Below are 8856 nucleotides of genomic sequence, written 5' to 3' on the forward strand. Positions count from 1 at the left end.
AATTCGTCCGTCCGTTTCAGTCCCATAGTTCGTCTCCTTTGCTGCAATAAATGCTATCAAAGGAGCGGCAGCAAACCGCGACACGTCCATACCGCCCCTGGTAGCTCAAAGGTCTTTCTTGGTTTCGTCGAGTTTTCGTACTTGTCGGCTCATGCTATAAACTATCCAAGTTCCTAGATTTGAGCAGTTCACAAATGAGCAGAGAAAGTAAATTTCTAAGTTTGGTGCTCCGACACAAACCTGAAGAGATCGGCCTTCAGCTTGATAAACATGGATGGGCTCGTGTTGATGATCTGCTGCGGAAATTGAAAAAAGCCAACCGCAAACTAAGCCGTGATGAGCTCTTTCAGCTGATCGATAACAACGACAAAAAACGATTCACTCTGTCTGACGATGGCCAGAGGATCAGGGCAGCTCAGGGACACTCAATTGATGTGGATCTAGGTCTGGATACTCAACGCCCGCCGGACGAGTTGTATCACGGCACGGCCAGCGCAAGTTTGGATGCAATATTTTCCGACGGACTTAATCCCGGACGTCGTAAGCAGGTGCATCTCTCTTTGGACCCTGACACGGCCGAACGCGTCGGCCAACGACACGGAAAACCAGTTGTTTTACGTGTAGAAGCCCAACGAATGTTCGAAGACGGCTTTGAGTTTTTTCGTGCCGATAATGGTGTTTGGCTCACGAACAAAGTGCCGGCAGTCTACTTGGGATTCGGTAGAACTGCGGAGTAGTACATAGAAACGCAGCCCGCTAAGAAACAAATCGGAAAAACTATTTCTTTCGTCGGCAAAGTGAGCACCCAGATCTGCCCACCATCCTCAAACGCGTGCGTTGCAGCCTACAGCTCCAGAGCCCACAAAGAGATTTCTAGATTTGCAAGCTTATGCTCCAAATCTGCACTCTTATGGTTCATTCACAATTGAAAAAAGTGGTGAGCCGTGCAGGATTCGAACCTGCGACCCACTGATTAAAAGTCAATGATCGCCTTTGCTGTAAACACGCACAATTCATGGATGAAACCAATATTGTCTGTTTATTTTCAATAAATTACTTGGATTACTCAGCGGCATTCGTGTACATTCGCAGGCAAGTAAGCACAAGAAATGAGCGGACACAAGGCGGACACGGATGAGCGAACGCATTACCGATAAATTGGTTAAGAATCTTACACCGCCCGAGAAGGGCAACAGGATCGTTTACGACACCGACGTAACGGGTTTTGGAGTCAGGGTGACCGCAAAAGGTTCTAAGTCATTTGTGCTTCGCTACGTCTTTATTGACACCGCGGCCGAAATTACCCGCAAAACTCAGGAGTACAGGCACACTATTGGATCGTACCCCGTTTGGAGCGTTTCGGCCGCGCGTGATGAGGCAAAAGAGTGGAGGCGAAAAATTGATCGTGGCGAAGATCACCCACAAGGCTTTCGCCAAAGTCAGCGAGCCGAACACAAAGCTCGAAGGGAAGCTGAAACCTATCGAGAAGCGGTGGAAGATTACATAAAGCGAGAGCAAATAGGCACGCGAGGCAACACGACGGCAAAAGAGGTTCGGCGGCGATTATTGACCGATGCGCCTCAGTGGTTGGACACTCCACTCTCCGAGATTTCAGCCGTAGATATCAGAAAGCAAATCGAGTTAATCAGGGACGGTGATATTGATGCGTCCCCCGCGTCGCGGCCGCGCCCATATCTCGCTAACCGATTCTACGCATATCTAAAAACTTTTTTCTCATGGTGCGCCGAACCCGGAATTGAGAAGCTCGAAAAGTCAGTAATGATTGGCATGCGACGGCCGTGGAACGGCGAAGCCAAAAGGAACAGGTTTTTCGATGACGATGAGCTGAGGAAATTATGGAAGGCCTCGGAAAGTCTTGGACCAGTTCGGGGGGGGTACTTAAAAGTTGCCATTTTGACCGGCAAACGCAGGACTGCGATTGCATCTATGAAGTGGAGTGAAATCGACAACACTTGGTTTTGGAAGCCGCCTGGGCCTACGAAAGCAAAGAAGACAAACAAGCGCCTCAGTGCGATACCGTTCCCGAAGCTACTTGTTGAAACATTAGTGCCACTTCGACCAGACCCAAGCGAGCTCGAGTTAAACCCGCACGTTTTTCCAGGAAAAAAACTCGGATCCAAATTCCACCCAGGCTCTAAGTATCAAAACGACATCAAAACGGCATCTGGTATCGATGATTTTTTCCTCCACGCTCTTCGCCACACCGCAGAAACAAGAATGGCGGAGCTTGGTGTTCAACCACATATACGGGATATCTTGCTCGATCATGCCCCGGCTCGCGGCTCTGGAGCGGACTATGATCACCACCACTATCGAGGCGAGATGCTCGCAGCGTTAGAAATGTGGGCATCTCACATTCAGTCTCTTGCTAAACTTGACTAGAAAGTGGGCAAAAGGCAGAGCGAAACTCAAACATGCAGTCACAAAGTTCACCCTCGCACTCAAAACTTCATGATCCAATTCAAGTTGAGCAGGAATTTAATTCGGCCATCAGACAGATGACCAAGCTCGATCTCGCAATAAAGAAGATGATCGGGGCTCAAGTTGATAGTGAGTATTCACCTAAGGAGCCAGAAGACTTTCCCGAGCACATCTTGCGTTTCTTTTGGTATCCAAGCCCCTCCGAAAAAGGTCCATTGCTAGAAGAACGAGAGGTCATACTACGCTTAAGTAAGTCGGCGGATACATTTCGGGAAGCAATCGAAGAAGCCAAATTGAACCATGGTGGGCTTATTGATAAGATCGAATCCGCCACTGATATCGCAGCGCTCAACCTCACTCTTGGCCTTGCCCCCAAGAACATAGTGGAATTGGGTGGCCCGGTAGAGTTTTCATTAGAATCTGTTAGTTGCCTGGAACAAAGACTCTCCCGAATGCTCTCTGAGTTGGAATATGAGCTTGAAAAATTCAATAAGAAGGGCCCACCGATAAACGTAAGAGCATACGAAGTCGCGGAAATACTTGCAGAGATATATTTCAATCACTGCGGCGAGATCCCCACGTTTGGCATGAATGGACCTGTTCCAAGCGGGGCATTCACCGTCGCGCTGGAGGAAGCCTTCGATATTTTGGAGGTAGATGTGAAAACTTTACGCAATCCTGCTACAGCCGCGATAGAAAAGCTTAGAGCTAAAATTAAACCAGCGACAGAAGGCAGTTAAAGCACGAACCTCGCTCGTGACGCATTTTTGTTAGTCAATTATCTCCGTTTGCAGACTGCTGCACATCAGCGACCAACGTTGATGCAGCCTGAAAAACGGAAGAGCAGAAATGAAAAAACGCATTGTTGTGGATACAAGTACTGATGATGCAGGCCTATTACCGGGATTTCTCACTAAGAAGCAGGCCGCGAAAAAGCTCGGAAAGTCAGCGCACACTTTAGATCGCTGGTACAGAATGCGCCTAGGACCGGCTCGAATAAAGATTGGCCGTTCAGTCGTGTACCGTGAAGAGGCAATTCGAACGTGGTTGCTTTCAAACGAAGAGGAATCTCTTCGGAAGGGAGCATAAGCATGACTGTTCAATCATCGGAACAACACGCAGGAAAAGGCCGAGTACGCGCTACAAATGAGCATCCTGTCAATTCCATCGGCAAGGCGTTAGATGACTATCAAAGAGTTGCGCGCACCGTCGTATATGCGCTGACACTTGGAACCACCGAAGCCTGGATCGGATTGTCTTTCGTAATGTCCGTTAGGCTCGAAATTGCAGAACGAGAAGCGTTCGCGAATGCGGTTTTCGAATCCCTGGCTGGCTCTTCCTCAATGCCGATAGCTCCTCTTTTCAGGTTCATTGATGAAGCAGCTTTTTGGGCGGACCTGGCAGAGCCGCGAGAGTTAGAGGCGTACTGTCTGGCGTGCTTTAAAGCGATGTCCGCCAACCGGCGAGCAGATTTTTTGAAATTTGCGCGACGGGAGTTCGCATGACTGTTGGGCAAGATACTACTATGGAGAGATTTATGGAAATGGCCGGGTATATCGACGCTCATCAGCAGGATTTCCCGAATGGAGAGGCTCGCCGCTCACCAACCCGTTTTGTATGGCGTGACCCAGAAACCTTACCGCCACGCCCATGGGTGTACGGGCGCCATTTAATACGCGGCCACGTCTCGGTCACCGTCGCACCAGGAGGAGTTGGAAAATCATCTCTGACTATATGTGAAGGTCTTGCGATGACCTCTGGTCGGGAAATCCTGGGCGAATGGACAGAACAGAATCTAAGGGTCTGGATATATAACTTGGAAGACGGGCGCGACGAATTGGACCGCCGAATTCTCGCCGCGATGCAACATCACGACATTAGACCCTCAGAGGTTGATGGACGCCTATTTGTCGATTCAGGCCGGGAAAGGGAACTGACTACCGCCTTTCAGAACCGGGACGGTGTTCAAATCGCCAAACCCGTGATTGATAGTCTGGCCGAAGAAATAAAGTCTAACGGCATTGATGTACTGATCGTCGATCCATTTGTTTCATCACACAAGGTCAGTGAAAACGACAATGGTGCTATTGACATGGTAGTCAAGGAATGGGGCCGGCTTGCAGATCAGTGCAATTGTGCGATTGAACTGGTCCATCACACAAGAAAAACAAACGGCGAGGATGCGACTACTGAGAGTGGTCGCGGTGCGACGGCACTCGTATTTGGAGCTCGGTCTGGGCGTGTCTTAAACGCGATGACCGAGAACCAAAAGTCCGAAGCAGGCGTGAAAGAAGACCCTGCAACTTACTTTTCTGTATCTCGGGACAAGGCCAATCTCGCTCCTGTTGGTAGTAGAGTGTGGCGAAGAATGGCTTCGGTTGAGCTGGATAACGGCGATTGTGTTGGGGTGGTTGAAGCTTGGGAATGGCCAGATCTGTTCCACGGAGTTTTCGATGCTGAGCTACGAAAAGTTCAACACGCAATCTACAATAAAGGATTGCGATACTCCGATCAGGCCAAAGAAGGTTGGGTGGGAGTGACAATCGCCGAAGTATTGGACCTAAACCCCAAGACTCATCGTAGGCGTATTAAGAAATTGATCGACGCTTGGTTGAAATCCGGTGCGTTGAAAAAGGTCGACTTACTCGATGCGAAACGAAACCCTCGCCCCTGTGTAGAAGTGGGAGAGTGGCTACCCGAAACTGAACTTCCGAAAAGATGTTAGAGCTGTGAGAAACATTCGCCGGAATCGCCACACCACCCCTGCCCCTATTAAGGGGCGGGGTGGTGGTGGGGCGATTTACCCGAACAACAGATTTTTGATTTGCGACACGCGGCAAAGCATCGAGTTTCAATATTCGATCACCTCACCGGCAGCGCTGAAAACGGACCTTAGGAAGAAGCGGGAAAATCTGTTTTAGTGCCTAAAATACTGAATAATTTAAGGACAAGAATTTGCAATGTTTCCGACGGAGGGTTTTTCAGCATCTGGCCAAATTGGTTTCTTGCATCAGCTCGACCATCTGCGTTGCAGATAACGGAGTTTGCGAATGACCCACGAAAAACACGGATGCGATGACGTGCTTCAGAAATTTCTGATTATCCCTGCCGATGCGACCCCTGAACAAGCGCAAACAATGCTCTCCGGTGCAGGAGCGGCATTGAAAGCGGCAAAAGAGCGTCAACGCGAGCTTTGGGCGATACGCCGCCCAGGATCACGCCATAGATTTGACTATGAACACGCTGTCGAGCTGGCTGAGAGCATCGGCTATGACAAGTCAAAAACGTCAGGTGAAAAAGCCATAGCCTACTTGATGCGAGCTGACGTCAAGGACGTCCGCAATATGCTTAAACCTGATGTTGATTCTGACGGTGATCAGGGTGGCACCGGCATTGATGTTGATCAGATTATAGCCGATGCGATGAAGCCCTGATTACACCCCTAAACAGGCGCGATAGGTCACGTCCTTGTTCGCTGCATTGAGCATTGCCCAAGCCCTGAGCAACCTTAGAGCAGCCGCCCGTGTAATGGCAGTATCGGTCGGGACTTTCTGGTTACCAGCAGCACGAAGAGCAACCCTCAGATACCGGTTTAGTGTCTTTGTCAGGACGAACCCCGTACCCATGAGTCCACGAAGCAGATTCATTTGTTTTCACACATTTTTTCGGTGGCATGGCCAAAGATCAGCAGCAATGCTTTTTGCTGTTTACTGATCGACACCAGCTCAGTCGCGATTTGTTCTTGAAGCAAATTCTGCTCGCGAAAATATGACTCCATCGCGCGCTTGATCTCAAAATAATCTTCTGTCCGCATTGTCAATTTTGGTCTCCTGTCGCCTGATCTTTAGGTGCGCGACAGGAGGCACGACGCAAGCCCGCGTTAACCTTTCATAAACCTTTAGTCGGCCGTCTGCGCCCTCTTAAAATTTGTTTTGCCCGATCAATTCCTAATGCCCGTCGGCCCTCGGACCCCAAAAACAATTTCCAATTCAACTGCCGATTTCTTTGAAATATCATTGTTTTCACCATGCGTCCTTTGCCCTGATGGTCCCGCTATCACACGATGAGTTTGCATTTTTAGAATTCTCGACAATTTAGAATTCAGAGCGCCTGAAAATGAGGAGCAAGTGGGACTGTCTGCCCCCACAGGGGCCATCCAGACACTTGCAAAGGTGAGGAAACCTCCCCCTTGACCCCCTGAGTTGCGCCCAGAAAAAGAGGATTGTTTATGAAACCTATTACACCAAAGACCCAGGTCCCCCAGAAGGCCTCAATAATCTCAAAGTCAAAAACGCTCAAAATTCACCTAACGCCGGAACAAGCCGCACAAGTGAAAAGCATGGCGCATCAGCACGAGCTGAGTCAGTCAGAATTCGGACGGTTCCGACTTCTTGGACAGACGTCCTACACGTTGCCGGATGCGTCGAAGCTAGAAGCGATTTGCCGCCAACTCGCAGGCATCGGCGCAAACATCAATCAAGCCCAGAAAGTTATTAACGAATCCAAGGCCGATGGCACTCTGAATAGTTCGCAGTTCAAAGCAATGTACAGAGTCATAGTCGAAGCCCGCCGCATTTGGCTCGAGCCTTTGAACGAGCTAAGAGCCGAGCTAACCAAATTTAAGTCGCAGCCGTGATTATCAAAAGCGGCACCGTGAAATCAGGCGACGGTGTTAGAGCTGCCAATTACCCGCTTAGACAGGGTGACAATGAAAGGGTGATCGTCCTGAAGGACAACACCGATCAACTCATTGTGGCCGATGAATTCGCCGTACTCAAAGGTCGCAAAAATGGGCTCATCCATACAACGATAAATCCGGGCCGGGAAATGACCTGTAACCAATGGGAAAGAGCACTGGAAGCCATCAGGGTCGAGCATGGGTTTAATCCCGATGGCCCTGAATCATTCGTCATCCATGAATGCTACCGAGCTGACGGAAGCATGCAACAGCATGGGCACTTAATAACCGCAGCCGCAGATTCAGAAACCGGCAAAACATATAAACGTTTCCGATCAATGGCCAAGGATGAGGCAGTTTCTCGTTTCTTGGAACTGGAATTCGGCCACCAACTCGTGATGGGCGCTCACAATGTGTTTTCTGAAAAGCGCATGCGGGAAATGGGGCGCGATGACTACGCCAATCAGATTGCAGCGCTTGACGGTGACAACCCCCGTTCAGCTTTCAACCATGATCAGCACCAGCAAGCCCGCCGCCAGAAATTTGACCTGCCTGCGTTAAGGCAGCAGCTCAAAATGCTGACCAAGCTGGACCGTTCAAAGCAGCCTAGAGCACTGGCCGAGCTGATCGACCGAGAGGGTTTGGAGCTGGCCGACGCCACTGAGGTGGGCCGAGGCCGCAGCCGGATCGTGATCAAAACCCCGGCAGGCGTCAAAGATCACAACGCAAACCGGACTTTGAAAATTAACGCCGCAAAAGTGGCCACATTTATTAAGGAAACAAAGGAGTATTTGAATGACCTCAGAACCGAAAACAGCGCAGATCAAATCCGAGAACACGCTGCGGGATCTACTCTTGGAGATCATCAGTGGGCAGGAGCGGATTCACCAGAGCAATCAAACATTGATCAGGCAACAGAATGCCTTGCTCAAACTGATGGGTTCGATAGTCAAAATAGCCCAAGCGACGAACTAAGGGGTGAAGAGATCGAACTGGCGACGGCGGGCGCGGATCTAACACTCCCAGTCCAAAAATTCGTCGATAATCGTTGCAGCGAATTGACCCCTGTTGATATCGATCCACTCCCCGATTTGTCTGATCCAAATCTGATGCGAAAACTAGCAGCCATGCTTAAGAAAAGTCTGGGCAGCGCGAAGCAAGTGATAGCTCATGCATTCACACCAAATCAGGGAATGCCAAGTTACCAAAAGAGGTAGAGTGTTTTGGTCCGCGTTGCTTGCCGTAGCAGATGTAAACGGCTTACCGTCGAATTTGGAGCACACGTCCTCAGCCCGTTTCAGGGACAATCCGCGCACAACCTGGCCCGCTCCATCAAATGGAGAGGACCGAATTCGGAGATCTATCAGAATGTTATTCTAGGTTTGCTCGGCTCGAGAAAAGTCATGCTCGTAAGCATCCCTTGCCAAATAGCGACTATATGCCGAAAGCAGCGAAGTGGCTAATGGATCTCGGATTCGACCACACCGACGAATAGGATAAGTGAATGCGCCATCTTGAAATGAGCCGTACTGGGAAAAGGCCTTCTTCGGCGCTCCTCGAGGGATAATTGCGGCCGCCAATAGATTGGCTACTTGGTCATTGTGAGCTTTCCGGATATCTTCGATCTTCTTCGTGATCTTTCCAAAGTGGACCTGTCCCGTTTTTGTGCCGCCCCAAGTGCTCGTTTAAGCCACTTTCCTTTCGAATGCGACAGGGCTTTTCCAGCCCAATGCTGA

General features: G+C 49.8%; 10 protein-coding genes. 9 read left to right on the forward strand and 1 reads right to left on the reverse strand.

The window, feature by feature from the left end; genetic code table 11:
* Window positions 1–194: 194 nt before the first annotated feature.
* From ACR0EK_RS19975 to ACR0EK_RS20005, 7 genes are all read left to right on the forward strand, one after another.
* The gene (locus ACR0EK_RS19975; RefSeq protein WP_480968080.1) at window positions 195–737 is read left to right on the forward strand and encodes an RNA 2'-phosphotransferase; all 543 of its coding nucleotides are present in this window, start codon (window positions 195–197) and stop codon (window positions 735–737) included.
* A gap of 397 nt (window positions 738–1134) precedes the next feature.
* On the forward strand, window positions 1135–2403 hold the full coding sequence (locus ACR0EK_RS19980) for a tyrosine-type recombinase/integrase (RefSeq protein ID WP_480968081.1): 1269 nt from the start codon (window positions 1135–1137) through the stop codon (window positions 2401–2403).
* Window positions 2404–2435: 32 nt separating this feature from the next.
* Entirely contained in the window at window positions 2436–3182 is a 747-nt protein-coding gene (locus ACR0EK_RS19985) for a hypothetical protein (protein ID WP_480968082.1), read from the forward strand.
* Window positions 3183–3291: 109 nt separating this feature from the next.
* A complete protein-coding gene (locus ACR0EK_RS19990; RefSeq protein WP_480968083.1) occupies window positions 3292–3531 on the forward strand; it encodes a helix-turn-helix transcriptional regulator in 240 nt (79 codons plus the stop codon).
* Between the two features lie 2 nt (window positions 3532–3533).
* Window positions 3534–3947, forward strand: coding sequence for a hypothetical protein (locus ACR0EK_RS19995; RefSeq protein ID WP_480968084.1), 414 nt, complete (start codon window positions 3534–3536; stop codon window positions 3945–3947).
* A 20-nt stretch (window positions 3948–3967) separates the two neighbouring features.
* Window positions 3968–5167 (forward strand): AAA family ATPase, encoded by a 1200-nt coding sequence (locus tag ACR0EK_RS20000; RefSeq protein WP_480968085.1) that lies wholly within the window; start codon window positions 3968–3970, stop codon window positions 5165–5167.
* Window positions 5168–5492: 325 nt separating this feature from the next.
* Complete coding sequence (locus tag ACR0EK_RS20005) at window positions 5493–5876, forward strand: hypothetical protein (RefSeq protein ID WP_480968086.1); 384 nt, start codon at window positions 5493–5495, stop codon at window positions 5874–5876.
* Window positions 5877–6085: 209 nt separating this feature from the next.
* Here the strand turns inward: ACR0EK_RS20005 and ACR0EK_RS20010 are convergent, their stop codons facing one another.
* On the reverse strand, window positions 6086–6256 hold the full coding sequence (locus ACR0EK_RS20010) for a hypothetical protein (RefSeq protein WP_480968087.1): 171 nt from the start codon (window positions 6254–6256) through the stop codon (window positions 6086–6088).
* Window positions 6257–6670: 414 nt separating this feature from the next.
* Between ACR0EK_RS20010 and ACR0EK_RS20015 the strand changes: the two genes are divergently transcribed.
* Both ACR0EK_RS20015 and ACR0EK_RS20020 read left to right on the forward strand, forming a co-directional pair.
* A complete protein-coding gene (locus ACR0EK_RS20015) occupies window positions 6671–7078 on the forward strand; it encodes a plasmid mobilization protein (protein WP_480968088.1) in 408 nt (135 codons plus the stop codon).
* Window positions 7075–8337, forward strand: a complete 1263-nt coding sequence (locus tag ACR0EK_RS20020) for a hypothetical protein (RefSeq protein WP_480968089.1) — start codon at window positions 7075–7077, stop codon at window positions 8335–8337. Before ACR0EK_RS20015 ends, ACR0EK_RS20020 begins: the two co-directional genes overlap by 4 nt.
* Window positions 8338–8856: the final 519 nt, after the last annotated feature.

The organism is Ruegeria sp. AE4, from assembly GCF_056542185.1.

Excerpts from the sequence above, each read along its gene's own strand:
- ACR0EK_RS19975 (WP_480968080.1), top strand. The coding sequence starts at position 195 with ATGAGCAGAGAAAGTAAATTTCTAAGTTTGGTGCTCCGACACAAACCT.
- ACR0EK_RS19980 (WP_480968081.1), top strand. The coding sequence starts at position 1,135 with ATGAGCGAACGCATTACCGATAAATTGGTTAAGAATCTTACACCGCCC.
- ACR0EK_RS19985 (WP_480968082.1), top strand. The coding sequence starts at position 2,436 with ATGCAGTCACAAAGTTCACCCTCGCACTCAAAACTTCATGATCCAATT.
- ACR0EK_RS19990 (WP_480968083.1), top strand. The coding sequence starts at position 3,292 with ATGAAAAAACGCATTGTTGTGGATACAAGTACTGATGATGCAGGCCTA.
- ACR0EK_RS19995 (WP_480968084.1), top strand. The coding sequence starts at position 3,534 with ATGACTGTTCAATCATCGGAACAACACGCAGGAAAAGGCCGAGTACGC.
- ACR0EK_RS20000 (WP_480968085.1), top strand. The coding sequence starts at position 3,968 with ATGGAGAGATTTATGGAAATGGCCGGGTATATCGACGCTCATCAGCAG.
- ACR0EK_RS20005 (WP_480968086.1), top strand. The coding sequence starts at position 5,493 with ATGACCCACGAAAAACACGGATGCGATGACGTGCTTCAGAAATTTCTG.
- ACR0EK_RS20010 (WP_480968087.1), bottom strand. The coding sequence starts at position 6,256 with ATGCGGACAGAAGATTATTTTGAGATCAAGCGCGCGATGGAGTCATAT.
- ACR0EK_RS20015 (WP_480968088.1), top strand. The coding sequence starts at position 6,671 with ATGAAACCTATTACACCAAAGACCCAGGTCCCCCAGAAGGCCTCAATA.